This is a genomic window from Pseudomonas sp. NPDC077451, assembly GCF_044543345.1.
GTDB lineage: Bacteria > Pseudomonadota > Gammaproteobacteria > Pseudomonadales > Pseudomonadaceae > Stutzerimonas.
Genome location: NZ_JBITVX010000002.1, coordinates 58,631 through 85,151 on the forward strand (window position 1 = coordinate 58,631; position 26,521 = coordinate 85,151).

General features: G+C 59.4%; 27 protein-coding genes. 18 read left to right on the top strand and 9 right to left on the bottom strand.

Annotated elements, in window-relative coordinates; all coding sequences use genetic code 11:
* The first annotated feature begins 75 nt into the window (after positions 1–75).
* The 3 genes from ACIGHL_RS03925 to recX all read left to right on the top strand — a co-directional run bounded on the left by ACIGHL_RS03925 (position 76) and on the right by recX (position 2,171).
* On the top strand, positions 76–576 hold the full coding sequence (locus tag ACIGHL_RS03925) for a CinA family protein (protein ID WP_128119498.1): 501 nt from the start codon (positions 76–78) through the stop codon (positions 574–576).
* An 84-nt stretch (positions 577–660) separates the two neighbouring features.
* Entirely contained in the window at positions 661–1,704 is a 1,044-nt protein-coding gene (gene recA / locus ACIGHL_RS03930) for a recombinase RecA (RefSeq protein ID WP_045429071.1), read from the top strand.
* 5 nt (positions 1,705–1,709) lie between these two features.
* The gene (gene recX / locus ACIGHL_RS03935; protein ID WP_127838732.1) at positions 1,710–2,171 is read left to right on the top strand and encodes a recombination regulator RecX; all 462 of its coding nucleotides are present in this window, start codon (positions 1,710–1,712) and stop codon (positions 2,169–2,171) included.
* Between the two features lie 69 nt (positions 2,172–2,240).
* On the opposite strand, the gene ACIGHL_RS03940 is transcribed toward recX, so the two are convergent.
* A complete protein-coding gene (locus ACIGHL_RS03940) occupies positions 2,241–3,332 on the bottom strand; it encodes an LOG family protein (protein ID WP_128119497.1) in 1,092 nt (363 codons plus the stop codon).
* Between the two features lie 265 nt (positions 3,333–3,597).
* On the bottom strand, positions 3,598–4,998 hold the full coding sequence (locus ACIGHL_RS03945; protein WP_128119496.1) for an MBL fold metallo-hydrolase RNA specificity domain-containing protein: 1,401 nt from the start codon (positions 4,996–4,998) through the stop codon (positions 3,598–3,600).
* Positions 4,999–5,126: 128 nt separating this feature from the next.
* Between ACIGHL_RS03945 and ACIGHL_RS03950 the strand changes: the two genes are divergently transcribed.
* Complete coding sequence (locus ACIGHL_RS03950; protein ID WP_128119495.1) at positions 5,127–7,532, top strand: phosphoketolase family protein; 2,406 nt, start codon at positions 5,127–5,129, stop codon at positions 7,530–7,532.
* Between the two features lie 52 nt (positions 7,533–7,584).
* On the opposite strand, the gene ACIGHL_RS03955 is transcribed toward ACIGHL_RS03950, so the two are convergent.
* Entirely contained in the window at positions 7,585–7,977 is a 393-nt protein-coding gene (locus ACIGHL_RS03955) for a PA3611 family quorum-sensing-regulated virulence factor (RefSeq protein WP_128119494.1), read from the bottom strand.
* Positions 7,978–8,092: 115 nt separating this feature from the next.
* Here ACIGHL_RS03955 and ACIGHL_RS03960 point away from each other — a divergent pair, with 115 nt between their 5' ends.
* The gene (locus ACIGHL_RS03960; RefSeq protein WP_128119493.1) at positions 8,093–8,809 is read left to right on the top strand and encodes a tRNA-uridine aminocarboxypropyltransferase; all 717 of its coding nucleotides are present in this window, start codon (positions 8,093–8,095) and stop codon (positions 8,807–8,809) included.
* A gap of 14 nt (positions 8,810–8,823) precedes the next feature.
* Here ACIGHL_RS03960 and ACIGHL_RS03965 read toward each other — a convergent pair whose 3' ends face one another.
* Positions 8,824–9,747 (bottom strand): DMT family transporter, encoded by a 924-nt coding sequence (locus tag ACIGHL_RS03965; RefSeq protein WP_128119492.1) that lies wholly within the window; start codon positions 9,745–9,747, stop codon positions 8,824–8,826.
* A 234-nt stretch (positions 9,748–9,981) separates the two neighbouring features.
* On the opposite strand from ACIGHL_RS03965, the gene erdR reads away from it, so the two are divergent.
* Positions 9,982–10,632 (top strand): response regulator transcription factor ErdR, encoded by a 651-nt coding sequence (erdR, locus tag ACIGHL_RS03970; protein ID WP_019342358.1) that lies wholly within the window; start codon positions 9,982–9,984, stop codon positions 10,630–10,632.
* Between the two features lie 46 nt (positions 10,633–10,678).
* Here the strand turns inward: erdR and ACIGHL_RS03975 are convergent, their stop codons facing one another.
* Positions 10,679–11,605 carry a LysR family transcriptional regulator gene (locus ACIGHL_RS03975; RefSeq protein ID WP_045429056.1) on the bottom strand — a complete coding sequence of 309 codons (927 nt, stop codon included), beginning with the start codon at positions 11,603–11,605 and terminating at the stop codon, positions 10,679–10,681.
* A 113-nt stretch (positions 11,606–11,718) separates the two neighbouring features.
* Here ACIGHL_RS03975 and fpr point away from each other — a divergent pair, with 113 nt between their 5' ends.
* Positions 11,719–12,495 (top strand): ferredoxin-NADP reductase, encoded by a 777-nt coding sequence (gene fpr / locus ACIGHL_RS03980; RefSeq protein ID WP_045429054.1) that lies wholly within the window; start codon positions 11,719–11,721, stop codon positions 12,493–12,495.
* A 61-nt stretch (positions 12,496–12,556) separates the two neighbouring features.
* Here the strand turns inward: fpr and ACIGHL_RS03985 are convergent, their stop codons facing one another.
* Together ACIGHL_RS03985 and ACIGHL_RS03990 are read right to left on the bottom strand one after the other, a co-directional pair.
* Entirely contained in the window at positions 12,557–13,042 is a 486-nt protein-coding gene (locus ACIGHL_RS03985) for a YchJ family protein (RefSeq protein ID WP_064481863.1), read from the bottom strand.
* A gap of 6 nt (positions 13,043–13,048) precedes the next feature.
* On the bottom strand, positions 13,049–13,546 hold the full coding sequence (locus tag ACIGHL_RS03990; protein WP_128119491.1) for a DUF6231 family protein: 498 nt from the start codon (positions 13,544–13,546) through the stop codon (positions 13,049–13,051).
* A gap of 174 nt (positions 13,547–13,720) precedes the next feature.
* On the opposite strand from ACIGHL_RS03990, the gene ACIGHL_RS03995 reads away from it, so the two are divergent.
* Positions 13,721–14,359: an OmpA family protein gene (locus ACIGHL_RS03995; protein ID WP_499140893.1), complete on the top strand. Its 639-nt coding sequence runs from the start codon at positions 13,721–13,723 to the stop codon at positions 14,357–14,359.
* A 61-nt stretch (positions 14,360–14,420) separates the two neighbouring features.
* Here the strand turns inward: ACIGHL_RS03995 and ACIGHL_RS04000 are convergent, their stop codons facing one another.
* Positions 14,421–14,885: a CopD family protein gene (locus ACIGHL_RS04000; RefSeq protein ID WP_128119490.1), complete on the bottom strand. Its 465-nt coding sequence runs from the start codon at positions 14,883–14,885 to the stop codon at positions 14,421–14,423.
* Between the two features lie 86 nt (positions 14,886–14,971).
* On the opposite strand from ACIGHL_RS04000, the gene dinG reads away from it, so the two are divergent.
* From dinG to pdxH, 4 genes are all read left to right on the top strand, one after another.
* Complete coding sequence (dinG, locus tag ACIGHL_RS04005) at positions 14,972–17,116, top strand: ATP-dependent DNA helicase DinG (RefSeq protein WP_128119489.1); 2,145 nt, start codon at positions 14,972–14,974, stop codon at positions 17,114–17,116.
* A 131-nt stretch (positions 17,117–17,247) separates the two neighbouring features.
* Complete coding sequence (locus ACIGHL_RS04010; protein ID WP_128119488.1) at positions 17,248–18,396, top strand: serine hydrolase domain-containing protein; 1,149 nt, start codon at positions 17,248–17,250, stop codon at positions 18,394–18,396.
* 136 nt (positions 18,397–18,532) lie between these two features.
* Entirely contained in the window at positions 18,533–19,162 is a 630-nt protein-coding gene (locus ACIGHL_RS04015; RefSeq protein WP_128119487.1) for an OmpA family protein, read from the top strand.
* A gap of 111 nt (positions 19,163–19,273) precedes the next feature.
* Positions 19,274–19,921, top strand: a complete 648-nt coding sequence (pdxH, locus tag ACIGHL_RS04020) for a pyridoxamine 5'-phosphate oxidase (protein ID WP_064481868.1) — start codon at positions 19,274–19,276, stop codon at positions 19,919–19,921.
* Between the two features lie 46 nt (positions 19,922–19,967).
* On the opposite strand, the gene ACIGHL_RS04025 is transcribed toward pdxH, so the two are convergent.
* Complete coding sequence (locus tag ACIGHL_RS04025) at positions 19,968–20,204, bottom strand: hypothetical protein (RefSeq protein WP_128119486.1); 237 nt, start codon at positions 20,202–20,204, stop codon at positions 19,968–19,970.
* 179 nt (positions 20,205–20,383) lie between these two features.
* On the opposite strand from ACIGHL_RS04025, the gene ACIGHL_RS04030 reads away from it, so the two are divergent.
* From ACIGHL_RS04030 to ACIGHL_RS04055, 6 genes are all read left to right on the top strand, one after another.
* A complete protein-coding gene (locus tag ACIGHL_RS04030; RefSeq protein ID WP_128119485.1) occupies positions 20,384–20,845 on the top strand; it encodes an outer membrane lipoprotein in 462 nt (153 codons plus the stop codon).
* Positions 20,846–21,142: 297 nt separating this feature from the next.
* Positions 21,143–23,935 carry a monovalent cation/H+ antiporter subunit A gene (locus ACIGHL_RS04035; RefSeq protein ID WP_128119484.1) on the top strand — a complete coding sequence of 931 codons (2,793 nt, stop codon included), beginning with the start codon at positions 21,143–21,145 and terminating at the stop codon, positions 23,933–23,935.
* Positions 23,935–24,264: a Na+/H+ antiporter subunit C gene (locus ACIGHL_RS04040; protein WP_045429034.1), complete on the top strand. Its 330-nt coding sequence runs from the start codon at positions 23,935–23,937 to the stop codon at positions 24,262–24,264. Before ACIGHL_RS04035 ends, ACIGHL_RS04040 begins: the two co-directional genes overlap by 1 nt.
* A complete protein-coding gene (locus ACIGHL_RS04045; RefSeq protein ID WP_128119483.1) occupies positions 24,261–25,763 on the top strand; it encodes a monovalent cation/H+ antiporter subunit D in 1,503 nt (500 codons plus the stop codon). The genes ACIGHL_RS04040 and ACIGHL_RS04045 overlap by 4 nt, the downstream gene beginning before the upstream one ends.
* Positions 25,760–26,260, top strand: coding sequence for a Na+/H+ antiporter subunit E (locus ACIGHL_RS04050; protein WP_128119482.1), 501 nt, complete (start codon positions 25,760–25,762; stop codon positions 26,258–26,260). Before ACIGHL_RS04045 ends, ACIGHL_RS04050 begins: the two co-directional genes overlap by 4 nt.
* A complete protein-coding gene (locus tag ACIGHL_RS04055) occupies positions 26,245–26,514 on the top strand; it encodes a K+/H+ antiporter subunit F (RefSeq protein ID WP_045429028.1) in 270 nt (89 codons plus the stop codon). Before ACIGHL_RS04050 ends, ACIGHL_RS04055 begins: the two co-directional genes overlap by 16 nt.
* Positions 26,515–26,521: the final 7 nt, after the last annotated feature.

Below are 26,521 nucleotides of genomic sequence, written 5' to 3' on the forward strand. Positions count from 1 at the left end.
CGTTTGGCATCGCGTGGCTGACCGTCAGAACGTGCGCTGCTAAGGTAGCCTTTGATATCGGCATCAGGAGCTTTCATGTTCACTTTGACCGAACTCGCGGCCCAGCTGGGCCATGCGCTCCAGCAAAAGTCGGCGCAAGTGACCACAGCCGAGTCCTGCACCGGTGGAGGTATTGCCGAGGCCATTACCCGCGTTGCCGGCAGCTCGGCCTGGTTCGAGGCTGGCTTCGTCACCTATTCCAACCGTCAGAAAACCTCTCAGCTGCGCGTGCCGGAACATCTATTTTCCGAAGTGGGTGCAGTGAGCCGTGAAGTCGTCGAAGCGATGACCCGCGGGGCCCAGGCTGCCAGCGGGGCGCGCTACGCTGTGGCTGTCAGCGGCGTAGCGGGGCCGGGCGGCGGTTCGCCAGAAAAGCCGGTCGGTACGGTGTGGCTGGCCTGGGCCTGCGACGATGAACGGTACTCAAGGCGTTTTCTGTTCGACGGCGACCGGCAGGCCGTTCGTGAACAGAGTGTGAAGGCGGCGCTCGTCGGATTGATCCGCCTGGCGACTGGAGAAAATCCGATTGAGGGCTAGGCGCTCGTTTTTGCCTATGCTCTAATACTGTCTACTTATACAGTTGTTGTGGCCTCTGGCCCTCTTGATCAAGTGAGGATTGTAATGGACGAGAACAAGAAGCGCGCCTTGGCTGCTGCCTTGGGCCAGATCGAAAAGCAGTTCGGTAAAGGCGCGGTCATGCGGATGGGCGACCATGATCGCCAGGCTATTCCCTCTATTTCCACCGGTTCGCTGGGCCTGGACATCGCGCTTGGCATTGGCGGATTGCCTAGAGGGCGAATCGTTGAAATCTACGGCCCGGAATCTTCGGGTAAGACCACTCTGACCCTGTCCGTTATCGCGGAAGCACAAAAGATGGGCGCCACTTGCGCCTTCGTCGACGCCGAACACGCGCTGGATCCCGATTACGCTGGCAAGCTCGGCGTCAATGTCGACGACCTGCTGGTTTCCCAGCCGGATACCGGTGAGCAAGCTCTGGAAATCACCGACATGCTGGTGCGCTCCAATGCGGTCGACGTAATCATCGTCGACTCCGTGGCCGCGCTGGTGCCCAAGGCCGAAATCGAAGGCGAGATGGGCGATACCCATGTCGGCCTGCAAGCACGTCTGATGTCTCAGGCGCTGCGCAAGATCACCGGTAACATCAAGAACGCCAATTGCCTGGTTATCTTCATCAACCAGATCCGCATGAAGATCGGCGTGATGTTCGGCAGCCCGGAAACCACCACCGGCGGTAACGCGCTGAAGTTCTACGCTTCGGTTCGTCTCGACATCCGTCGTACTGGCGCGGTGAAAGAAGGGGACGAAGTGGTTGGTAGCGAAACGCGGGTCAAGGTGGTCAAGAACAAGGTGGCGCCACCGTTCCGTCAGGCTGAGTTCCAGATCCTTTATGGCAAGGGCATCTACCGCAATGGCGAGGTCATTGACCTTGGCGTGCAGCAGGGTCTGGTCGAGAAGTCCGGCGCCTGGTATGCCTACAAGGGCAACAAGATCGGTCAAGGCAAGGCTAATGCGGCCAAGTTCCTTGAAGAGAACGTGGAGATCGGTCGCGAGATCGAACAGCAGATTCGCGACAAGTTGCTAGTGGTTGCGCCTGATACCAAGGCCAATCCGGTCGGCGAAAATCTGGTCGAAGCCGACGCCTAATCGGTATGCCGGTCGTGCTCGACAGCCCCGCCGCTGTGCGGCGGGCAGCCATGGATCTACTGGCCCGGCGTGAGCATGGGCGCATCGAGCTGAGTCGCAAATTGCGCTTACGCGGTGCGCCAGCTGAACTCATCGAGCCTGCGCTGGAAAGGTTGGCCGATGAGGGATTGCTTAGCGAAGCTCGTTATCTGGAGAGTTTCGTGCGCATGCGAGCCAACGCCGGGTACGGTCCATTGCGCATACGTGAAGAGCTGACCCAGCGAGGGCTGGCTCGAGAGGATATCGAGCAGGCATTACGCGACAGTGGCTTCGATTGGAATGCGCAACTGCATGAAGTGTGGTTGCGAAAGTTCGGTGAGTTGCCGGGCGATCAGCGGGAAAGGGCTCGTCAGGGCCGGTTTCTCAGCTACCGTGGCTATCCGCTGGACTTGATCGGGCGCCTCCTGCGAGGCGCTTCGCTCGACTGATCCGGACTCACATAGCGTTTCTCCCTTACTACGGCCTCGTCCGTTTGCAAATCTTGTTTTCGCACCGCTTCAATCTTCGGCACCCAATGGCGACGCCCAGTGTTCCCTCGCATTGATGAAGTCGGTCAGTTCCCGTAGCCGGCCGTGATCCCGGCCGTTGAAAACAAAGCTCAGCCTGGGTAAAGGCTGCAGTTCCGGCTCGTCCAGCTCCATTTCACAGCACGCTTGCTGCTCGAAGCGACCTTTGAGACAGAGGTCGGCGAAATGTTCATTCATGTAGGTCACCGCGGCATCGCTCAGCACATGATTCATGCGCATGACGAAGCGATCCTGCAACCATCGGCTCGAGTGGAAGTTGCTGTAGAAGTGATCAATTTCTTCGGCAGCGTCTTCGGCATTGTCCACGAGGCGCATTAAACGCATGTCGGTCGGCAGAATGTAACGATTGCCCTCAAGCTGGCGACGCATAAAGTCCAGCGCATCTTTCCAGAACGTGCCGCCGGGTTCATCCAGCAGGACGATTGGCACCAGCGGGCTCTTACCCGTCTGGACCAGAGTAAGCACTTCCAGGGTCTCGTCCAGCGTGCCGAAACCACCGGGACACAGTACCAACGCATCCGCCTCCTTGATAAAGAACAGCTTGCGCACGAAGAAGAAGTGAAAGGACAGCAGGTGGTCGGTGCCATCTACCGTCGGGTTGGCATGCTGCTCAAACGGCAGCGTGATGTTAAGGCCGAGGCTGTTATCCATGCCTGCGCCTTCATGGGCAGCCGCCATAATGCCGCCACCGGCCCCGGTAATAACCATCAACTCGTAGCGTGCAAGCGTCGCGCCGAGCTCCCGGGCAAGTGCGTACAGCGGGTGCTCGACGGGGGTGCGTGCAGAGCCGAAAACAGTCACCTTGCGGCGACGCTTGAACTGGTCGAGGCGGCTGAACGCATGCTCCATTTCGCGCATGGTCTGAAGCAGAATCTTTGCATCCCAACGGCTTCGATCGGCTTGTGCCATGCGCATGACGGTGACCAGCATTTCCCGATACAGCAGCAGGTTCTGGCTGCTGGATGGGACTACCAAGGCAACCAGTTCATCGATTTTCTTCGACAGTTCGGCGCCACTGGTTTTGAAATGCCGCGACAGGTAATCGTCCGATTCGAAAGGCATACGAGGTCTCCTTGAGAAAGCTTCGGCGCTGCTCAGCCGCCATGCAGGGGCGGCGCCTCCCATGTGCGCATGCGTGCAAAAGACCGCCGAAATTTGGCCTGGGTGACGCCTGACATCCGGCTTACTGGGGCCAATGGTTCTATGCCTAACAATAGCCCAGCGCGAAGGCGCTAATGCTGGTCCCTACGCTCAGTGAGCAAAAGACCATCATCATACGTGCAGCTTTTAGGTGAGCCGCAGGGTTGGGCTGCGGCTGTGCCGGTCATCAGAGGGCGATTCGGTCGCCTGGTTCCGGAATGTTGGCTTGCCAGTCGAGACGATCACGCAGTGCCTCCTGCAAGGCATGCATCTTGTCTAGCTCCCCATGCACGAGATAGAGCTCCGGACGCGTCTTGAATTGGCTCGCCCATTCAATCAGCTGTGATTGTCCGGCATGCGCTGAGAAACCACCCAAGGTATGAACCTGAGCTTTCACCGCTATGCGCTGGTGCATCAGCTTGACGGTCTTGGCTCCATCGACGATGGCGCGACCGAGTGTGCCGCTCGCTTGGAAGCCGGGAATGATCAAGTGGCATTCTTCACGCCAGAGGTTGTGCTTGAAGTGATGAAGAATGCGCCCGCCATTACACATGCCGCTGCCCGCGATAATGATCGCGCCACTTTTGAAACGGTTGATGGCCATCGACTCTTCGGCTGTCGGCGTCGCCTTGAATATCGGCAGCCATGTTTCGATACGCTGCCGGTTGTCGTCGCCAGCTATGCCGGGCTGTATCTCCAGTTGCTCTTGGAACAGTGAGTAAATCGCGTTCGCGCCGATCGCCATCGGGCTGTCCAGAAAGACCACTTGCTGAGGTACACGGCCCTGGTGGTAGAGGAGGCCGAGGTAATAGATCAAGTCTTGCGTGCGGCCGACCGCGAAAGACGGCATGAGTACGTTTCCACCGTCGCGGTGGGCCTGCTGAAGGATCTCGGCCAGCTCCTCGATGGTGGCCTGATGATCACGGTGGTCGCGATCGCCATAGGTAGATTCCATCAGCAGTACGTCGGCTTCGCTCAAAGGCGTCGGTGCGTGCATCAGTGGTGAACAGGCATTGCCAAGATCACCGGAAAAGACCAGGCGGCGGGTGGAGCCGAAATCTTCAACGTCGACCTGAACGATGGCTGACCCAAGGATGTGCCCCGCATCGAAGAAGTTCACAGAAACCCCGGGCGCTGCTTGGAAGGCTTCGCCATAGGCATGAGGCTGACGTTGCGCCAGCATGCGTTCGGTGTCGACCCGGGTGTAGAGGGGCTTGATGGCTGGCTTGCCCAAACGCGCCCGCCACCGGTTTTCCCACTCGGCGTCCTTTTCCTGAATGTTCGCAGAGTCGAGCAGCATCAGCTCGACCAGCTTGCCGGTCGCTTCGGTGACATGGATTGGCCCTTTGAATCCTGCTGCCACTAGCTTCGGTAGCAAGCCGCTATGATCGATGTGCGCGTGCGACAGCACCACGGCATCCAGGGTTTGAGGATCGAAGCTGAAACCCGCTCGGTTGCCTGCTTCCTCTTCGCGCCGCCCTTGGCGCATGCCGCAGTCGAGAAGTACGCGAACGCCTTCATGGGTTTCGATCAGGTAGCAGGATCCGGTGACCTGTTGGATGGCGCCGAGAAAGCTGAGCAAAGCCATGAGAAGCTCCTGTCTGTACGGTTGCGCCAATCATGCCCGCTATACCGGCGGCTCATCTTGATGCATATCAGAGAGAGCGCCCCGGACGCTGACTAGACTATCGCCAACGCCCATTAACGGAGTGCTCCATGAATCAGCTACTGCCCAGTCTTGTCGAGCTGGATCATCATGCGGAGATCCAGCCGGAGTTCGGTTCTTGGCGAACCGGGTATGGACCTTTCGAGCATGCCTTGGAAACGCAGGCTGCGGTGTTTCGTCTGGCTCATCAACTGGTACAGGCGAAGCTGCAGCCGGATCTGGCAAGTGTCTATCGGTTGTTGCAGGCCATCGACAGAATCGGCTCGGCAGGACTCTGGCTGGTCGTGCACATGACCTATGCGCGTCGCGTTCGGCTCGACGGTTCGCCACTCTGTGCCGAGGACTTCAAGGCTGCGCCAGAAGGGCATACCGGCGGCTCGCTGAACATGGTGCCTGCCTACGCCGGTTACCTTGGACTGAACGCTCTGACAGGCCGTACGCGTGCATGGTTGATGGGGCAGGGCCATTGCGTCGCAGCGATCGAGGCGCTGAATCTGCTTACCGACAATATGCATCCCGAGCAAAAGGAAGCTTATGGCGATGGCGAAGCAGGCCTCAACCGACTGCTCGAGGATTTCTATGGCTACCATCAGGCGGCGGATGGCAGCCCGTCGGCGCCTTTGGGCAGCCATGTCAACGCGCACACCGGCGGCGGTATTGCTGAAGGCGGGTACCTTGGTTTCGCCGAGCTGCAATATGCCCATATGCCACTGCCTGGCGAGACGCTTGTCGCCTTCCTTTCTGATGGTGCGGCAGAGGAGCAGCGCGGCAGCGACTGGATGCCACGTTGGTGGCGTGCCGAGGATTGTGGCGTGGCGCTGCCGATTATGATCGCCAACGGTCGGCGAATCGAACAGCGGACCCAGCTTGGTACCCACGAGGGGCTTGAAGGGTTCCGCCAGCACCTGAGCCGTTGTGGCTTCGACCCGATTCCCTTCGATGGTCGTGACCCGGCAGCCTTCGTCTGCGCATTGTGGGAGATGGAGCAGCGCCTGGCCCGGCGGGTCGAGGAAAAGGCTCGCGGCCTGCTGCGCTATCCGCTGCCGATCCCCTACGGCATTGCCGAGACGATCAAAGGGTTCGGCTTCTATGGCGCCGGCAGCAATGCGGCGCATAACCTGCCGCTGCCGGGTAACCCGCACGTCGATGACGCCTCGCGCGAGTTGTTCAATACGCATGCCGCCCCGCTTTTCGTGGCCTGGGATGAGCTTCAGCACGCTCGCCATCTGGTTGCACAGTCCCGTCACGCGCGCCCCGCCGAGCGCGACAGTGTTCTGGCGATGAGGCGTCCCGCTGCGCCGACCATGCCCTCCCTCAGATACCACGATCACGCTTGTTCACCGATGGCAGCGGTAGATGATTTTTTTGTCGAGCTCACCCGCGCCAATCCGTCGTTGCGCCCTCGTGTAGGTAACCCCGATGAACTCGCCAGCAATCGTCTGGGTGGGGTACTCAAAGCGTTGAAACACCGTGTGGTCGATCCTGAAGGGGAGTTCGAGGCGGTGGACGGCAAGATCATCACGGCACTGAACGAAGAGGCCGTGGTTTCCGCCTGTCTCGCCAACCAGGGTGGGCTGAACCTGGTTGCCAGTTATGAGGCCTTCTGCGTGAAGATGCTCGGTGCGGTACGCCAAGGCCTGATTTTCGCCCGGCAGCAGAAGGAAGTGGGACGGCCCGCTGGTTGGCTTGGCTGGCCGATCATCGCCACATCGCATACCTGGGAAAACGGCAAGAATCAGCAGTCGCACCAGGACACCACGTTCTGCGAGGCCTTGCTGGGCGAGATGAGCGATATGGCGAGGGTTCTGTTTCCTGCGGACCACAACAGTGCCTTGGCGCTGCTGCCTTCCATTTTTCAGGCCCGCGGTGCGCTGGCTTGCTTGGTCATGCCTAAGCGTGAGCGGCCTGCCATTTTCAATCAGGTCCAGGCCGAGCAGCTTGCGCGTGATGGCGCGATCATCGTCGACGAGCAGAAGGGCACTAATCCCCTCCTTCTGATTGCGAACGGCAGCTACCAGTTGACCGAAATGCAGCGGGCCACCGAGAGGCTCAAAGAGGCGGGTGTCAGCTATCGTCTGGTTTATCTTCAGGAGCCGGGGCGCTTCCGCGCGCCGCGTGATCGTTGGGAAATCGAGGCGCTCGCAGCGGACGGGGTGACCGAGCGTCTGTTTCCTGAACAGATCGAGATGCGGGTATTGCTGACCCACATGCGCCCTGAGGTAGCGCGTGGTCATCTCTGGCCAATCCTGCCGGACGTGCGGCGCAATTCAGTGCTGGGCTATCGCAATCGTGGCGGCACCCTGGACGAGGGTGGCATGCAGTTCGCCAACCGGGCGTCCTGGGCAAATGTGCTGGCCGCCTGCGCACGGTTGCTCGACGTACCGCGAACTGCGTTGCTTAAGCCTGATGAGGCCGCTGCGGTGGCTGGCAAAGGCGATCCGCGCGTGCTGCGTTAGGCAGGCCCCGGCCGTGGGCAGCACTGGTGCTGCCCACGGCGCGCGGGTTGCCTTAGCAATCGCTGGAGCGATAGCGCTCGGTGGTGATCGGCTTCTTGCTCTGGTATTCCTTGAACTCAAAGCGCAAGACCGCGCCCTGACTCATCAGCTGACGCAGGCCCTCGTTGTTGCACACACTGGCTGCCAGCTGGGTGCGGACCTGCTTGGGGTTGTCTTGCATCTGAGCGGCATGGCGTGGCTGAACGCTCAGATGGTTGACCAGTTCATTTCCTTCTACGCTGTATCCCTCGTCGAGCAGGTCGGAGTTGATCGCGCGCGGCGTGCCTACACTGCTTTCGCGGGCGACTTTTTCAAGTAACTGGCCGAGTGCTGGGTCCTGTGCATATGCGGCATGGGCGAAGGGCAGGGCGAGGCAGAGCGTTAATAGTGGGGTCAGACGGCGCATGGTGATCTCCTGATGACTGCTGTCGTTCGACCGGTGCCCGCCCCCACGGTTCAGATCTGCCATGGTTTCGGGGCGGGCTGGTAAACTGCCGCTCCGCCCTGATTGATCGAATCCCATGTCTCATGCCGTAGTCCGTCTTCGCGACGCGCGCTTAGCGCGTAGCGCCAAGCCGTTCATCGCTCGTGGCTCACGTACGCCCCGGTGTGCTCGCTGCCGTGTGGCAGCTAGTCATTGTTTGTGCGACTGGCTGCCAGCCGTAACGACCAACAGCGCGGTGTGCCTGATCATGCACGATATCGAGCCGCTAAAGCCGAGCAATACCGGCTGGTTGATTGCAGATATCGTAGCCGATACCTATGCCTTCACGTGGCAGCGGACCACTGTGGAGCCTGGCTTGCTGGAACTGCTCGCCGATTCCCGGTATCAGCCGGTGGTGGTCTTTCCGGGTGAATATGCGGTACCTGATCGGGTGGTCTCGGAGGTGAAGGCCGCGCCAGGAAAGCGTCCGCTGTTCATTCTGCTTGATGCAACCTGGACCGAGGCGCGCAAGATGTTTCGCAAAAGCCCTTACTTGAATCATCTGCCGGTGCTGAGCCTGCAAGCCGAGGTGCTGTCACGCTACCGCCTGCGCCGTTCGACGCGCAGTGAACATCTATGCACCGCAGAAGTTGCTGCGTTGTGCCTTGGCTTAGCTGGAGATGAGCAGGGCGCGGCGGCTCTGGATACTTGGCTCGATGCATTCACCGACCATTATCTGGGGGCCAAGCACCACCGTACGCCAGACCCCGATGATGAAACCCATAAAGCGTTGGCCGCCATGGGCCAGCGCTGAACAGGACAAGGCACTCAGTGCCGCGCCGCCTGTGGAATCTCGCTAGCCGCCACCACCGGTAGGTCCTTGCGCGGCCAGAGTTGTGCGGCGAGCATGCCGACAAACATCAACGCACAGCCGAAATAGCCTCGCGGGCTGAGGCTTTCATCAAGCAGCAAGGCGCCAGCAAGCGCGGCGAACACTGCTTCGAGCGACAGGATGATGGCTGCGTGCGAGGCAATTGCGTGTTTCTGTGCCACGACTTGCAAGGTATAGCCCACGCCGACTGCAAACATTCCGCCGTAGATCAGCGCGGGTGCGGCGAGCCAGATGCTGTCCAGGCTGGCTTGCTCGAAGATTGCCGCCAAAACAAGGCTGACGACCGCACAAGTCACGAACTGCAGAAAGGCCAGGCGGATGGCATCGTGGCGACCGACGAAAAAGCTCACCAGCAATACATGAACGCCCCAGACGAAGGCGCCGGCCAGTTGTATCCAGTCGCCGGAAGCGATCTGGAAGTTCTCGTCGATGCTGAGCAAAGCCATGCCAACCACCGCGAGCACCGCGCCCAGCCAGGTCCCGGTACCGGTTTTCTGGCCAATCAACAGCCCTAGCAGAGGCACGACGATAACGTACAGCCCGGTAATGAAACCGGAATTGGTCACGCTCGTGAAAAGCAGGCCAACCTGTTGCAGGTTGATGCCGATAGTCAGCGCGAGTCCCATGCTGAGGCCACCCAGCATCAAACCACGCTGCAAAAACGGTTCGTGGCGAGCGGCGCCTCGACCCTGGTGCAATAACAAGGGAAGCAACACGATTGCGCCCAATGCGAAGCGCAACCCAGTGAACAGGAACGGCCCGATGTTATCCATGCCGACCCGCTGTGCGACAAATCCGCTCCCCCAGATCATGGCCGTGATGAGCATCAGAAAGTCGGCGCGAAGGGCTTGTTTGCGCATGTTTGGACTCGTGCGAGAAAATCGCAAACTTTGCATTAAACCGATGCGCTTGGCCACTGCCTCGCCGTCCAGCGTGGCGGGTAGCTGATTAAATGCGGAACGATGATCGAATTTCCCGTGGTGGCGCGATATCATCACCGCGGTCACCCTCGAGCATATTGCGGGTTCTTGCCGTCCTGATTGTCAGCAACCGGCTCAGGTTGGTGTAGCGCCAATAAAAACTATAGGTCCGCCATGGCTGCTTACGAAATCCTTATCGCCGATGATCACCCCCTGTTTCGCAGTGCGCTGCAGCAAGCGCTAACGCTTGGCCTGGGCGATGACGTTCGGCTTTCCGAGGCGGCTAGCATTGCCGAACTCGAAGCCCAACTGACCCGCACCTCGGACTGGGATCTGGTCTTGCTGGATTTAAACATGCCGGGCGCTTATGGATTTTCCGGGCTCGTGTTGCTGCGAGGTCAGTATCCGCAGCTGCCCGTGGTAATGATCTCCGCGCAGGAAGACGCTGCGGTTGTCGCTCGTTCGCGCGAGTTTGGCGCTAGTGGTTTCATCCCCAAGTCCAGTTCACTCGAGACCATCCAGCAGGCTGTGCGGGTCGTGCTTGACGGTGACGTCTGGTGGCCTAGCAACATTGATGATGTGGCGCATGTCAGCGCCGAAGCCAAGGCCGCCAGCGAAGGGCTCGCGAGCCTCACGCCGCAGCAGTTTCGCGTGTTGACCATGGTGTGCGACGGCTTGTTAAACAAACAGATCGCCTATGAACTCAGCGTTTCCGAAGCGACCATCAAGGCGCACGTGACCGCAATCTTCCGCAAGCTTGGCGTTCGCACGCGGACCCAGGCAGCTCTGCTCCTGCAGCAGATGGGTTCAATTCCCAGCAGCTGACATCCGTTTCGGCCTTCCGATGCCTCGCTACTCTCGGTTCTCCACTTTACGCAATCGCCGGCAGTACGATCTCGTCACTTCGGCGGATGCCGGCCGTCAGCGCGCGGCATTGCTCGATGAATTCGCGCATCGCGGCGGTCTGGTATTTCAACGAGTGCCAAATGAAATAGAACTGCCGGGCAAGATCCAGTTCGGGTGTTTCCAGGGCGACTAGACTGCCGCGGCGGAATGCATCGCGTAGTGCCAGCCTGGAAATGCAGCCAATCCCGAGCCCAGATTCAACGGCTCGTTTGATCGCCTCGGTATGCTCCAGCTCAAGCCGAATGTTCAGCTTAGCGGGATGATGGCGCATGGCATGGTCGAATGTCAGGCGCGTACCGGAGCCCTGTTCGCGGAGAATCCAGGCTTCCCGCGAGAGCTGTTCCAGACTTACCGCAGTGTGCTCAGCCAGCGCGTGCTGGGGTGCACAAAACACCACCAGTTCATCCTCGACCCAGGGCAGTACCTCGATCTCCGGGTGCTGACAGTCGCCTTCGATCAGACCTAAATCAAGTTCATGTTGCGCAACCTGTTGGACAATATGAGCGGTGTTCTGAACGTGCAGCTTCACGCGGCACTCAGGGTGACGTTGCATGAAACTGCCGATCAGCAAGGTGGCGAGGTAGTTGCCGATCGTCAGGGTGGCGCCCACGCTGAGCGAGCCGAAGCCGGTCTTGCCAGCCAGTAGATCCTCGATGGCTTTAGCCTGATCGAGCAAGCCTACTGCCTGCGGTAAGAGCTGGTGGCCCAGTGCATTCAGCCACAATCGTTTACCTGCACGGTCGAACAGCTGGCACCCCGACTGGCGTTCCAGTTCAGCCAACGAAGTGCTGGTCGCAGACTGTGATAGGGCGAGGCTTTCGGCCGCACGCGAGACACTTTCGTGCCGCGCGAATGCAACGAATACTTGAAGCTGACGGAGCGTGAAATGCATATCTATATAACCGATAACATATATCGTTAATATTCGTTTAGCGGATATTAGTCGGGCCAGTAAACTAGTGGCAAATATTGACGCGCTATCGCGCGCTAGAAGGGGAGCACTACATGAGCAACCTGAACGTTGAGCGAGTCCTCAGTGTGCATCACTGGAACGACACGCTGTTCAGTTTCAAAACCACCCGCAATCCGGGTCTGCGCTTTGAAAACGGCCAGTTCGTGATGATTGGTCTCGAAGTGGAAGGGCGACCCCTGATGCGCGCTTACAGCATTGCCAGCCCCAACTATGAAGAACATCTCGAGTTCTTCAGCATCAAGGTTCCAGATGGTCCGCTGACGTCTCGACTGCAGCACCTTAAGGAAGGTGACTCACTGATGGTCAGTCGCAAGCCGACCGGAACGCTGGTATTGGACGACCTGTTGCCTGCCAAGCATCTCTACCTGTTGAGCACCGGGACTGGTCTGGCGCCCTTTATGAGCGTGATCCAGGATCCGGAAACCTATGAGCGCTTCGAGAAGGTCATCCTGGTGCACGGCGTTCGTTACGTTAATGAAGTCGCCTATCGTGAATTCATCACCGAGCATTTGCCACAAAACGAGTTCTTTGGAGAAGCACTGAAAGAAAAGCTGATCTACTACCCCACCGTCACTCGCGAGCCGTTCGAAAATCAGGGCCGCCTGACTGACCTGATGCGCAGCGGCAAGTTGTTTGCGGATATTGGGCTACCTCCGATCAACCCTGAAGATGACCGCGCGATGATCTGTGGGAGCCCGAGCATGTTGGCTGAAACCAGCGAAGTGCTGGACAGCTTCGGCCTGAAGGCGTCGCCGCGTATGGGTGACCCGGGCCACTACCTGATCGAGCGAGCATTCGTCGAGAAGTGATCGGTCGTTAAGATGCAACGGACCGGCTACGCATTGCGTCAGCCGGTTTTTTTCTGCTTATTCAGAGGTAGGTGGCACAGCACTTCTTGAACTTCTGACCGCTGCCGCACGGGCAGGGGTCGTTGCGGCCGGCCTTCAACGGTGTGGTGGAGTCGATGAAATACCAGCATCCGTCGTGCTGAACAAAAGCCGAACGCTCATGTTGAGCATGTTCGCCGGCCCCGTCGTGCCAACGGGCTGTGAAACTGACAAGCGCATGTTCCGGCTGGCCGCCGAACACCTGACTTTCCTCGACCTCGAGACCCAGCCAAGTGCTGTTGGCGCTCCACTCCTTCATCGCCTGCAGGTCCAAGGCTTGCTGTTGCGCCGGCAAAGTGGTTGACCGAAGGTAATCGATGGCTCCGACAACATAGGCGCTGTATCGGGAACGCATCAATCGTTCTGCGCTAGGTGCCGACAGACCTTGATGATACCGACCGCAACATTTGCCGTAAGGATCGCCGCTGCCACAGGGGCAATTCGCAGCTGCCCGTTGATCATCAGTCATCGTTGGTTACCACCAATATTTGCCGAACATTTGCGGATTGGCCCAGAACTTCGCGTTGAGCCAATCTGGAACCTGCTTGTAATCAAGCAGGTCGTAGGTGAAGAGGGTCACCGTTTGGCCGCCTCGTTCGAAACGTGCGCTGACTTGTAGTGCCAGGGAGAAGAAGTCAGTTGCCTGCCAGTCGCACGCGTTCAGATCGACCAAAACCCCCATGCGGTTGGTATTGAGATTGCGAATGCCACCGAGCAACTGCAGGCCGTCGCGCTTTGAAAGATGTTCCAGGCAGTCGGCGACCAATGCCAGATCGTAGCGGTGGGCGGCGAGGTCTGCAGGAAGTGGGCCGGTTGGTGCGCGGTCAATTTGGCTATCGTCGTGACTGCGGCTGAATGCTTCGATGGCGGGCAATTCGCTACGGCCGACATAAAGCAATCGCGCCGGGCGGTGTTGCTCCAACAGGGCGGCCAGAGCTTGCTGTGGCGTCTGCGATGAGCGGGATGCTGTCAAACCGGGATTCCTCGTTATCAGGCGTGGCGGAACGCAAAAATTGCAGTCCGCTCAGTCTGCCAAAGTATAAAGACTAGCGCGCAGGCGCCTGCCGTCCTAGTCTCGATATAACTGGAGCTGCTTATGCTATTGCGCATAACGCTCTGGCCGATCCCACATTAGGAGGCTTTAACGATGAGTAGCTTACGGACAGCAGTACCCGTGATTGTGATGACCACCTTTCTGGCCGGCTGCGCAGGGGTGCAGAAGCAGGATTGGCCCAGTTGTGCTGCGGTTGGCGGCGTAACCGGTGCCGCGCTGGGTGCGATAGAAAGCAGTACCTATACAGGCTATGGCGCCTTGATTGGCGGCGGTATGGCTGCAGCCTACTGCTGGGCCAATGGAACCGAGCAGGAGACTGTCGCCGTTGTAGAGACAGTTGAACCTGCCCCAGTGACAGAGCCGGAGCCCGAGCCAGTGTTGGAAGCCGTACGGGTTGAGCTGGACGTAAAATTCGACTTCGACAAAGCAACTATCCGTCAGGACGCCTACGATGACATCGAAGTGCTTGCTGACTTCATGAAGCAGTACGACCAGACCTCGACGACGGTTGAGGGCCACACTGATGCCATCGGTACTGACGCTTATAACCAGCGTCTGTCCATGCAGCGTGCCGAGTCCGTTCGCGATGCACTGGTCAATCGCTACGGTGTTGAAGCCAACCGTCTTGAAGCGGTGGGCTATGGTGAGTCGCGCCCGGTTGCTGATAACTCGACTGAGCTGGGCCGTGCCATTAACCGTCGCGTTGAGGCTTCGGTCGAAGCGCGTCCGTAACGCTGGCACTGCAAAAAACCGGGTTGTATACCCGGTTTTTTGTTCTTACCAATTGGCGGACTCAGAACAATGGTCGCGCGCTCGCCAGCGCCACCACAGCCAGGCCCAACAGTAGGTTGATACCGACTAGCTTGCGGATTCTGCCCAATGCAGCGCCACCTTCCGGCCAGTTCTGCTCGGCGATAGCGCGCTTGAGTTCAGGCAGCTGCAGTAGTTGTATGCGCAGAAACAGCGCAAGCATCACCAAGAACACTCCAGTCATGATGTGGACGTAGCGGGGGGCAGCCTCTAGCCCGTCAAAGCGCATGTGCCACATGCCGATACCACTGATCGGCAGAACCACTACCGAAACCCACACCCACCGAAAGAAGCGGCGAAATACTTCAGCCCACAGCTTCAGCCGTTCCGGCGCCTGCAGTTCGGAAACAGCAGCAGGGCGAAGCACCATCCAGGCGAAAAACATGGCCCCGACCCATATCACTGCAGCCAGTACGTGAAGTGAATAGGGCGCAGCGAATGCAGTCATGGGAATTCTCCGGTGGCGGTTGAGGAAACGCGCGTTATCATAGCCACCCTTCCGAAGTACTGAAAATATATACAGCCTCCGCGCCCATGCTTAGCACCGAACTCAAGTCCCAGATCCAGGGCGCCTATACCCAGTTCCTCGACGCCAAAGGCCTCAAGCCCCGCTACGGTCAGCGGCTGATGATTGCCGAGGTGGCGAAAGTCCTGGGCGCAATCAAAGCCGACGACGATGGGCGGCGAGATGGGGAGCCGGCAATCGTTGCGGTCGAGGCCGGCACCGGCACGGGCAAGACGGTCGCTTACAGCCTGGCTGCGATTCCGACGGCCAAAGCGGCAGGCAAGCGTCTGGTAATCGCGACGGCCACGGTCGCCCTACAAGAACAGATCGTGCACAAAGATTTGCCGGACCTGATGCGCAACAGCGGCTTGAGCTTTTCCTTTGCTTTGGCCAAGGGGCGCGGTCGTTATCTTTGCTTGTCCAAGCTAGACGCACTGCTGCAGGAAGGTCAGGCACAGAGCGCTACCGCTCAGTTGTTCGAAGAAGAAGGCTTTCGCATTGATGTCGATGAGCGCAGCGAGAAGCTGTTCGGCAGCATGATCGAGAAGCTCGCGGGCAATCGTTGGGATGGTGATCGCGACAGCTGGCCGGAAGAGCTGGCCGACCCCGACTGGGCGCGTCTAACCACGGATCACAGCCAATGCACCGGACGCCACTGTCCCAACTTCCAGCAGTGTGCGTTCTACAAAGCGCGCGAAGGCATGACCAAGGTCGACGTCATTGTTACCAATCACGACATGGTACTTGCCGACCTGGCGTTGGGCGGCGGGGCGGTGCTGCCGGATCCGCGCGACACGCTCTATGTCTTTGATGAAGGCCATCATCTGCCAGACAAGGCGATCGGGCATTTCGCTCACTTCACCCGCCTGCGTTCCACTGCCGAGTGGCTTGCTCAGGTCGAAAAAAACCTGACCAAGCTGCTCGCCCAGCATCCGTTGCCGGGCGATCTCGGCCGACTGATCGAAGCCGTGCCGGAGATCGCCCGGGATTTGCGCAGCCAGCAGCAGTTCATGTTCAGTGCCTGTGAACAGCTGGCTGACTTTCGACCCGGCGAGGACATGGAGGGGCGTGAGAGGCCACGACACCGTTTTGTCGGCGGCGTGGTGCCGGAGCATCTGATCGAGCTGGGTATCGAGCTGAAAAAGGGTTTCGCCAAGCTCAACGAGCTGTTCACACGTCTTACCGAATTGCTCAAGGAGGCGATGGATGGCGAAGCGGGTGTTGGCATCGCCAGCCATCAGGCCGAAGAGTGGTACCCGCTATTCGGCAGTCTGCTAACTCGCGCACAGGGCAACTGGGAGCTATGGACGGCCTTCACCGTCGACGATCCGGAGGACAGTCCGCCGATGGCGCGCTGGCTGACTCTGGCCGAAGGCGGCGCCCTGTTCGATATCGAGGTCAACGCCAGCCCGATCCTCGCGGCTGAAACGTTGCGCCGCAATCTGTGGAACGTCTGCTACGGCGCGCTGGTGACCTCGGCGACACTCACCGCATTGAACAGTTTCGATCGCTATCGCATGCGTGCCGGGCTGCCACGCTGTGCCGTCACCGCGGTGGTGCCGAGCCCGTTTCATCATGCAGACGCCGGCGTGCTGAGGGTGCCCGATCTTAAAGCTGACCCGCGTGATGCAGCTGCGCATACAGCAGCCATCGTGCGGGATCTGCCGGAGCTGGTTGAGGCTTCGCGCGGCACGCTGGTGCTTTTCTCCTCACGCAAACAGATGCAGGACGTATTCGACGGGCTGGAGCGTGACTGGCGCAGACGGGTGCTCATTCAGGGCAATCTGTCCAAGCAGGAGACACTCAACAAGCACAAGGCGCGCGTGGATGATGGGGAGAAGAGCGTGCTGTTCGGGCTCGCCAGTTTCGCTGAGGGTGTCGATCTCCCAGGGGCTTATTGCGAGCATGTGGTCATCGCCAAGATCCCATTCGCGGTACCTGATGACCCGGTCGAAGCGGCGCTGGCCGAGTGGATCGAAGCACGAGGCGGTAATCCATTCATGGAAATCGCCGTTCCTGATGCCTCGTTGCGCCTCGTCCAGGCCTGCGGCAGGTTGCTGCGTACCGAAGAGGACCGCGGCACCATCACACTGCTGGATCGACGGGTCGTCACGCAGCGCTACGGGAAAGCCATTCTTAACGCGCTGCCGCCGTTCCGGCGAGAGATCGGCTGACCGCCTCGGCGGCCATCATGAGCCGTCATTCAACGGGCTGATAGGACAATCATTCTCGACGGGGCTGTTTCTTTGAGGCGATGTGGCTGAAACAATACTCGCCAGTCATACCAACCCAGAGGGGCGCAAGCGTGCAGATCCAGGGATATTTCGACCTCCGTTTCGAGGCGGTCAGAGACGCGTTCAGCCAGCTGTTCGAGCAGACCCAGCAGCGTGGCGCCGCAGTCTGCGTGAAGGTCGGTGGCGAAACGGTTGTCGACCTCTGGGCCGGTGTTGCGGACAATGCTGGTGAACAGGCCTGGCAGAGCGACACCCTGGTCAATTTGTTTTCCTGCACCAAGACATTCACTGCGGTGGCTGCGTTACAGCTAGTAGGGGAGGGCAAGCTGCAGTTGGATGAGCCGGTCGCCCGTGTTTGGCCGGAATTCGCCGCCAATGGCAAACAGGACATTACCCTACGGCAGCTGCTCAGCCATCAGGCTGGGCTGCCGGCTATTCGCCAGCCACTACCGCCCGAAGCGCTGTACGACTGGGAGGCGATGACTGCAGCACTAGTGGCCGAAACGCCCTGGTGGACGCCTGGTGAGGGTCACGGGTATGCCGCGATTACCTACGGTTGGCTGGTTGGCGAACTGATCCGTCGCAGCGACGGGCGTGAGCCGGGCGAAGCGATAGTCGCGCGCACCGCTCGTCCTCTGGGCCTGGATTTTCATATCGGCCTGGCCGATAGCGAGTTCGACCGGGTCGGCTATCTGACCCGGCAGAAAAACAATCTTGGCGATGCGGCAGCCCAACGGGTAATCAAAGCCTTGATGAGTGACCCCCAATCACTCACCGCTCGAGCCTTTACCAACCCTCCATCGATTATGAACAGTGCAAACAAGCCGGAGTGGCGTCGAATGGCTCAGCCGGCCGCCAACGGGCACGGCAATGCACGGTCATTGGCGGGCTTCTACGATGGCCTGTTGCGAGGGGAGTTGCTCGATTACCAGCTGTTGGACGAGATGACCCGCGAGAACTGCGTTGGAGAGGATCGCACGTTGCTCACCCGTACTCGTTTTGCGCTGGGCTGCTGGCTGGACCAACCGGACGTTGATAACGCCACCTTCGGCATGGGGCCGGGGGCTTTTGGTCACCCAGGCGCTGGCGGTTGTATCGGTTTTGCCGATCCCCAGCGTGATGTAGCCTTTGGCTATGTCACCAATACGCTAGGTCCCTATGTTCTGATGGACCCTCGAGCGCAGACGCTCGCTCGTGTAGTTAAGGCATGCGTAGGTTGAACCACTCGTCTGGTTGGCCGGTCGAGACTTTGCAGAACAAGGACCTGCGTCCACAATTTGAGACAAATCCTTGCTTAAGCTGCGTGTTGAACGCGCGCGGTTTGTTTTCGCAACTCACTTTCACGGAAATTGGCTCATGAACCTGCTGAAAAGCACCTCCCTGATACTCTGTATGGTCATCGCCGGCTGCAGCTCCAACGATGAAAAGCCGGTCGAGGTGGTTGCTGCACCGAGTCCCTTGATTGATGCGGCCTGGTTGGATGGATACGAGCCGCGGCTTCGCGATGCGTTGAAAGACAGTCACTTCGAACTTGAGCGCCGCGAAGGCGTGTTGGTGGTTACGGCCCCAGTCGATGGCTCCTTCAATCCCGACCGCCCAGGCATGCTGTTGCCGGTGACGCTTGGTCCCCTCAGTCGAGTGGCGAAACTGGTGGAAGGCGACGAGAAGACTGCTGTGGTCGTGCTTGGCCATGCTGACAGCACCGGGCCAATCGATGCCAACCGTGACATCAGCCGCCAGCGTGCGGGTGCCGTCGCCGCAATTTTTCGGCTCAGTGGTTTGAAGCACGACCGGCTGCGTATTCGCGGGCTCGGTTCGGACATGCCGCGGGCCTCCAATGAGAAGGAAGAAGGACGCGCCTTGAACCGGCGTGTCGAAATGGTCTTGGCTCCGCAGCCCACCTTGCTCGCGCTGATTGCCAAGTACAGCGACGCGCCAGGCAAACCGACTCAGGTTGCTGCGGCAGAAGTCAGCAAAACCAAATAAAGGGCGTCGCCTGACAGGCCAGGCGTTCGGCCCACTTTTGCGTTGAATCAAGCGGGGCGAAGCCCATAGCCGGTAAGCTTTGGCTTCAACTGTTTTCCAGGAAACACAGTGATGACCCAATCCTTGGCCGATATGCGCCGCGATTACACGCGTGACGGACTCAGTGAAGCGAACGCGCCGGAAGAGCCCTTCGGGCTATTTCGTCAGTGGTTCCAGGAGGCGGTGGAGACCGAGCAGCTTCCCGTGGAGCCAAATGCTATGACCTTGGCTACGGTAGACGCCGAAGGTCGCCCGCATTGCCGAGTGCTCCTGCTCAAAGCGCTGGACGATCGCGGCTTCACCTTTTTCAGCAACTATGACAGCGCAAAGGCCGAGCAGCTGGAAGCATGCCCCTTCGCTGCGATGACCTTCTTCTGGCCAAGCCTTGAGCGTCAGGTACGTATCGAGGGGCGGGTAGAGAAAGTCAGTGCTGCCGAGTCGGATGCCTATTATCAGGTGCGACCGCTGGGCAGCCGCCTCGGTGCCTGGGCTTCACCACAAAGCCACGTGATCCGCGATCGCGCCGAACTGGAACGGCTCCTCGCCGAGACAGAGCAGCGCTTTCTGGACAAGGCCCCGCATTGCCCCCCTCATTGGGGCGGCTACCGTTTGCTGCCGGAACGGATGGAGTTCTGGCAGGGGCGTTCCAGCCGCCTGCATGACCGGCTGAATTATCGACGCCTCGCCAGCAACTGGCAGCGGGAACGTCTGGCGCCCTGACTCGCTGACACAGTTTGATGAGAGGCCGGCTCCGGCCTCTTTTTTGTCAGGTCTCGTTGTGGCGCGCCAACTCGCTTTCCAGCCAGGCTTGCAAGTCCTTCCGTTTGACCCGCGCATCTTTCGCCGCTGAAAGGCGATGCAACACCCACGCTCGCTTCTGCGGATCGTCTCCTGCCAACGACAACGCCAGGTCCCGGTCCGCCCAACGCCTGAAGCGGATGAACAGCCAGGCATGGAAAACCAGCCCGGCCAGCGTGACGATGGTGATGATGAAGTAGTCCATGGGTAGTCTCTGGCAACAGCTTGAGCGAGCGCTCTACATACGGGGCGGGATCGCCTCGGGTAAAGTACGGTCCTAGTTGAATGAATGCTGAGTCAGATCGAGGCGGTTGCCAAGTGCTTCATCGCCGCATACGACTGACCATGCGGTCGGGACCAATCTCGTTTCCCAGGAGAGTACCAATGCGCAACTCCATTCTTGTTGCTTCGTTCACGGCCGTGGCGCTTGCCGTCGGCGGTTGTACTTCCAACCTTACCGGGGATAGCTATTCCCGCGACGAGGCGCGAACTGTCCAGACGGTACGTTATGGCACGATCGAGTCATTGCGCCCGGTCAAGCTCGAAGGCACCAAAACCCCGATCGGTACCGGTGCGGGCGCGGTCGTCGGTGGTATTGCCGGCAGCGGGGTGGGCGGAGGCCGCGGCAGTGCCGTTGCGGCAGTAATTGGCGCGCTGGCGGGCGGTATGCTCGGTTCGGCAGCGGAAGAGGGCATCACCCGTGCTCAAGGCGTTGAAATCACGGTACGTGAGGATGACGGCAACATGCGCGCCTATGTGCAGGAAGTTGAGCCTAACCAGGTTTTTCGCGTCGGTCAGCGTGTACGCATCATGACGGTTAATGGCACTAGCCGTATCGCGCCCTGATTGCGCTGGGTTCGCAGGGCGGCAGTGCCTATAAACAGGCTGTTGCGACGCCAGTGATACCCGATGAGCGGGAGCGCGTGGGTTGTTTCCGCATTGCCTAGGAGACAGGGCGCAGGCTGAAGGCCGACTGGTACGGTGTTCAGGCTGCGCCTTTTGTTTTTCGAAATACTTGAATCCATGACGTTGCTGCGATCGGTATGGATAATCGGCGCTCACCGCCATGCCCCTTCGGGGCGAGAATGGGTCGACCAAGGGATATAACTGCCGTGCGCATGCACGGCTCAAGGGGTTTTACTCATGGCGCTTGCGCTGATCATCGCTTTGCCATTCCTGGGAATCTGCCTGCCGTTGCTGTTTGAACGGTTCGGCCGATCCGCCTGTGCGTTCGGTGCCGGCCTGGCCCCGTTGCTGGCGTTGGCATTGCTGCTGTCCAAGCGCGCTGATGTATTTGGCGGCGAGACGGAAGTGCAGACATTGACCTGGCTTCCCAGTCTGGGGTTGAACCTCAGCTTGAGGCTAGACGGTTTAGGGTTTCTCTTCGCGCTGCTGATTCTGGGGATCGGCCTGCTCGTTATCCTGTATGCGCGCTATTACCTGTCGAAAAGCGAGCCGATGGGTCGCTTTTTCAGCTTCTTTCTCCTGTTCATGGGCGCCATGCTCGGTGTGGTGCTGGCCGAAAACCTTCTTCTGATGCTGATGTTTTGGGAGTTGACCAGCCTTTCGTCGTTCCTGTTGATAGGCTTCTGGAATCACCGTTCCGATGCTCGCCAAGGTGCCCGGATGGCGCTCGCGGTGACCGGTGGCGGCGGGCTGGCTCTGCTGGCGGGTATTTTGCTGATCGGGCATATCGTCGGCAGTTACGAGCTAAGTACCGTTCTAGCGTCAGGTGATCTGATCCGCGCCAGTGCTTTGTACCCGTTGACCCTGATTCTGATTCTGCTTGGCGTGTTTACCAAGTCGGCGCAGTTTCCGTTTCACTTCTGGTTGCCACAGGCGATGGCGGCGCCCACCCCGGTATCGGCTTTTCTGCACTCTGCGACGATGGTCAAGGCCGGTGTGTTCCTGCTGGCACGGCTGTATCCAGCGCTGTCGGACTCGGAATGGTGGTTCTATCTGGTCAGCCTGACAGGCTTGGCAACCTTGCTGATCGGCGCGGTAATGGCGCTGTTCCAGCATGATCTGAAGGGGTTGCTGGCCTATTCGACCATTAGCCATCTCGGTTTGATTACCCTGCTGTTCGGCCTCGACTCGCGCCTCGGGCCTGTGGCCGCGATCTTCCATATCATTAATCACGCCACCTTCAAGGCTTCGCTGTTCATGGCTGCGGGGATCATTGATCACGAGACCGGAACGCGCGACATGCGGCGCATCAATGGCATGCTGAAGTACATGCCGCACACGGCGGCGCTGGCAATGGTGGCGTCGTTGGCAATGGCTGGGGTGCCGCTGCTCAACGGCTTCCTCAGCAAGGAAATGTTCTTTGCCGAGACCCTCGATCAGCATCTGTTGGGCAGCTTCTACTGGACGATCCCGGCCCTGGCGACGCTGGCGAGTGCTTTCTCTGTCGCCTACTCGCTGCGCTTCGTTCACGACGTGTTTTTCAACGGCGAACCCATCGACTTACCTAAATACCCGCCACATGAGCCGGCGCGGTACATGAAGATTCCGGTCGAAATCCTGGTTTTGCTGTGTCTGCTGGTGGGCACCTTGCCTGCCTACACAGTCGCACCCTTGTTGGCTGCAGCCGTAGCCGGCAGCTTGGGTGGTGACGTGCCTGAATACAGCCTAGCGATATGGCACGGTTTCAATCTGCCCTTGGCGATGAGTTTCGTTGCGCTGGGCGGAGGTTTGCTGATCTATTCGATGCGCAAATGGGCGTTTCGCTGGTATGAGGGGCTGCCGCGTGTCGATTCGCTGCAGGTGTTCGCTCGGGTGGTCAGCGGGATTGCTGCCACGGCGCGCTGGGTAACCGAGCGTATGGAGAACGGGTCGTTGCAACGCTATCTGGCGCTGATGCTGGTCAGCTCGTTGCTTGTTGTGATCTACGCATTGACCCCGCTGCAGACGCTGCGGGGCTCTGTGTCACTGACGCCCCTGGACGGTATCACCGTCGCCGGAATGCTGCTTCTCGGACTGGCGTCGGTAATGACGGTAGTCTTCCACCGCAGACGCCTCATGGCGCTGATGGTGCTCAGTGTGGTTGGGTTGTTGGTAGCGCTGGTGTTCGCCCGCTATTCCGCACCTGATCTGGCGCTGACGCAGATATCCGTCGAGGTGGTGACCATCATTCTGCTGATCCTGGCATTGTTCTTCATGCCTGACCGCACACCGGTTGAGTCGAGCAGCCTGCGCAGTTTCCGCGACCTGATTATTGCGTCGTCCTTTGGCACCATGGTCGCCTTGTTGGCCTACGCGGTACTGAGTCGGCCGTATGACAGCATCGCCTCGTTCTTTCTTGAGAACAGTGTGTCCGGGGGCGGTGGCACCAATGTGGTCAACGTGATTCTGGTCGATTTTCGGGGTTTCGATACCCTGGGTGAGATTGCCGTGCTGGCAATCGCTGCGGTTGGTATCTACGGGCTGCTCCATGGACTGCGCCTGCCACACCCGATCCGCGACTACGGCGGTAGGCTGTGGTCAACCGATAGGCATCCAATGGTGCTGGACACGCTGTCTCGTGTGCTGTTGCCGATGGCGCTGTTGGTGTCGGTATTCATCTTCCTGCGCGGCCACAATTTACCAGGGGGCGGCTTCATCGCGGGCCTGATCACTGCGGTTGCTCTGATCCTCCAGTACATCTCGCATGGCGTGGTCTGGGCGCAGCAGCGACAGCCGTTCAGCTATCACGGCGTGGCGGGGCTCGGTGTGCTGATTGCGGGTCTGACCGGCCTGGGTAGTTGGCTGTTCGGTCGGCCTTTCCTGACCTCGGCTTTCGGCCATTTTCACCTGCCATTGATTGGCGACTTCGAGTTGGCAACCGCGATGCTGTTCGATCTTGGTGTCTATCTGGCCGTGGTAGGAGCAACCCTGCTGATTCTTTCCAATATGGGTCATGTCAGTCAGGACGAGTCGTGCAAGGAGGTGCTTTGATGGAAATCGTGTTCGCGGTCACGTTGGGCGTGATGATGACCAGTGGCGTGTATCTGTTGCTCCGCGCACGGATATTTCCTGTGGTCATGGGGCTGACGTTGATTTCCTATGCAGTGAATCTGTTCATTTTCGCAATGGGGCGTCTCTCCACCGGTGTTCCGGCAATTATCGGAGCCAGCGCCGAGTACGGTGATCCGTTGCCGCAGGCCCTGGTGCTGACTGCGATCGTCATTGGTTTCGCCATGACCGCGTTCGTTGTGGTGCTGGCGCTTCGCGGACTGGGCGAGTTGCGTACCGATCATGTGGATGGTCGGGAGCCGCGCAAATGAATCATGCGTTGATCATGCCGATCCTGCTGCCCCTGTTGGTCGGATGCAGCCTGCTGTTGCTTCATCGCCAGAGTGCATCGCTTAAACGCCTGCTATCGGTGGCGGCGACCTGGTTGTTGGTGCCGCTGGCCTTGGGGCTGTTATGGCAGGCCGATGCTGGCCAACTGTCCGTGTACCGTCTTGGCGGCTGGCAGCCACCGTTCGGCATCATGTTGCTGCTTGACCGGTTGAGTGCCTTGATGCTGCTAGTGACCGCCATACTAGCGGGATTCTCGGTGTTGTACGCCGTGCGTGGCGATGACGAGCGTGGGCCGAATTTTCATGCGCTGTTTCAGTTCCAGCTGGCGGGCATCAACGGTGCCTTTCTGACCGGTGATTTATTCAACCTTTTCGTGTTCTTCGAGATTCTGCTGATCTCGTCTTACGCGCTGCTGCTTCATGGCCAAGGCGCGAAGCGCGTGCAGTCGGGCATTCATTATGTCGTGCTGAACCTGTTGGGCTCATCGCTGTTTCTGATCGGTGTCAGCATGCTCTATGGTCTGACCGGAACCTTGAACATGGCCGATCTGGCAGGACGGGTTGGTGCAGCTGATCCAGCCGACGCTCCGCTTCTCGCTGCGGCGGGCTACCTGTTGCTAGTGGTATTTGCGTTGAAGGGAGCGATCCTGCCGCTGTATTTCTGGCTGCCGAGTGCTTATGCCGCGGCGACCGCGCCGGTGGCTGCGCTTTTCGCGATCATGACCAAGCTCGGGCTCTACGCGATTGTGCGTGTGTTCACGCTGATCTTCGGTAGCGAAGCGGGTGTGTTGAGCAACATGGTGCTGGATTGGTTGTGGCCGCTTTCCATGCTTACGCTCGTTGGTGGCGTACTGGGCGCACTGGCCGCCCGCAACCTGCAGATACTGCTGTCCTATCTGGTGGTGGTTTCGGTGGGCACGTTGCTGGCTGGGATCGCGCTGGGAACAGAGGTGGGCCTTAGCGCTGCGCTGTACTACCTAGTGCACAGCACGCTGGTGTCCGGAGGCTTGTTTCTGCTGGCTGACCTCATCGCCCGCCAGCGCGGCGATATGGCCGCCGAGTTGCTATCGGCTCCCGCACTCAAGCAGCCTTTGTTGCTGGGCGCGTTGTTTTTCGCCGGCGCGATTTCGATTGCCGGGCTCCCGCCTTTCTCTGGTTTCATTGGCAAGGTGATGCTACTGCAGGCCGTTGCTCCCGGAGTCGACGCCCTGCTGCTGTGGCCAGTGGTTCTGGTGGGTGGATTGGGGATGGTGATCGCACTGAGCCGAGCCGGCAGCATGGTGTTCTGGCGGCCTAGTGAAGCGGTCAGTGTTGGAAGGCCCGCGGATCGCGTGCGTGTGGTGGCAACTTTTGGTCTGCTGTTTGGCAGCGTGTTGTTGGTTGCAGTGGCGCAGCCGATCCAGGCCTATATGCAGGCGACCGCAGCCCAGCTGTTCGAGCTACAGCCGTATCTGCAGATTATCCGGGGAGGTGAGGCATGAAATCACGTCTGCTGCCCAACCCTGCGCTCACCTTGCTTCTTACGCTGCTCTGGCTACTGCTCAATAACGCACTGAGCGTGGGGCAACTGGTGCTTGGACTGTTTTTAGGTTGGGCGATCCCATTGCTGGTGCAGGGATTTCTGGTTGACCTACCGAAAGTGCGTAGGCCCTTGAAGCTCTGCCTGTTTCTGCTGAAAGTGTTTTACGACATCGTCGTGGCCAACGTCAGTGTGGCCAAGCTGGTGCTCAGTTCTCGGGATCGACTGCGGCCTGCCTTCGTCGAGATACCGATGGCCATTGAGCACCCGTTCGTGCTCGCCGTGTTGACCAGCATCATTTCGTTAACCCCTGGAACCGTATCGGCGTCTTTGCGACCCGGACACAAGATGTTGCTGATTCACGCTCTGGATGCCCCCGACACGGAGGCGCTGGTAGCCGAGGTGAAGAGCCGTTACGAAACGCCGCTGCTGGAGATTTTCGAATGCTCGCGTATGTAATTCCCTTGTGCATGGCGGTTATCGGAATCGCAGCGATCCTAAACGTGGTGCGGCTCGTTCAGGGGCCGGACATGCCTGATCGTGTATTGGCGCTCGACACCTTGTATATCAATGCGCTGGCGTTGATCGTCCTGTTTGGTATCTGGCTCGCGTCCGATCTGTTCTTCGAGGCGGCTCTGCTCATTGCGGTGATGGGCTTCGTCAGTACCGTGGCGGTGGGCAAGCACTTGTTGCACGGCGAAATCATTGACTGAGGAGGCT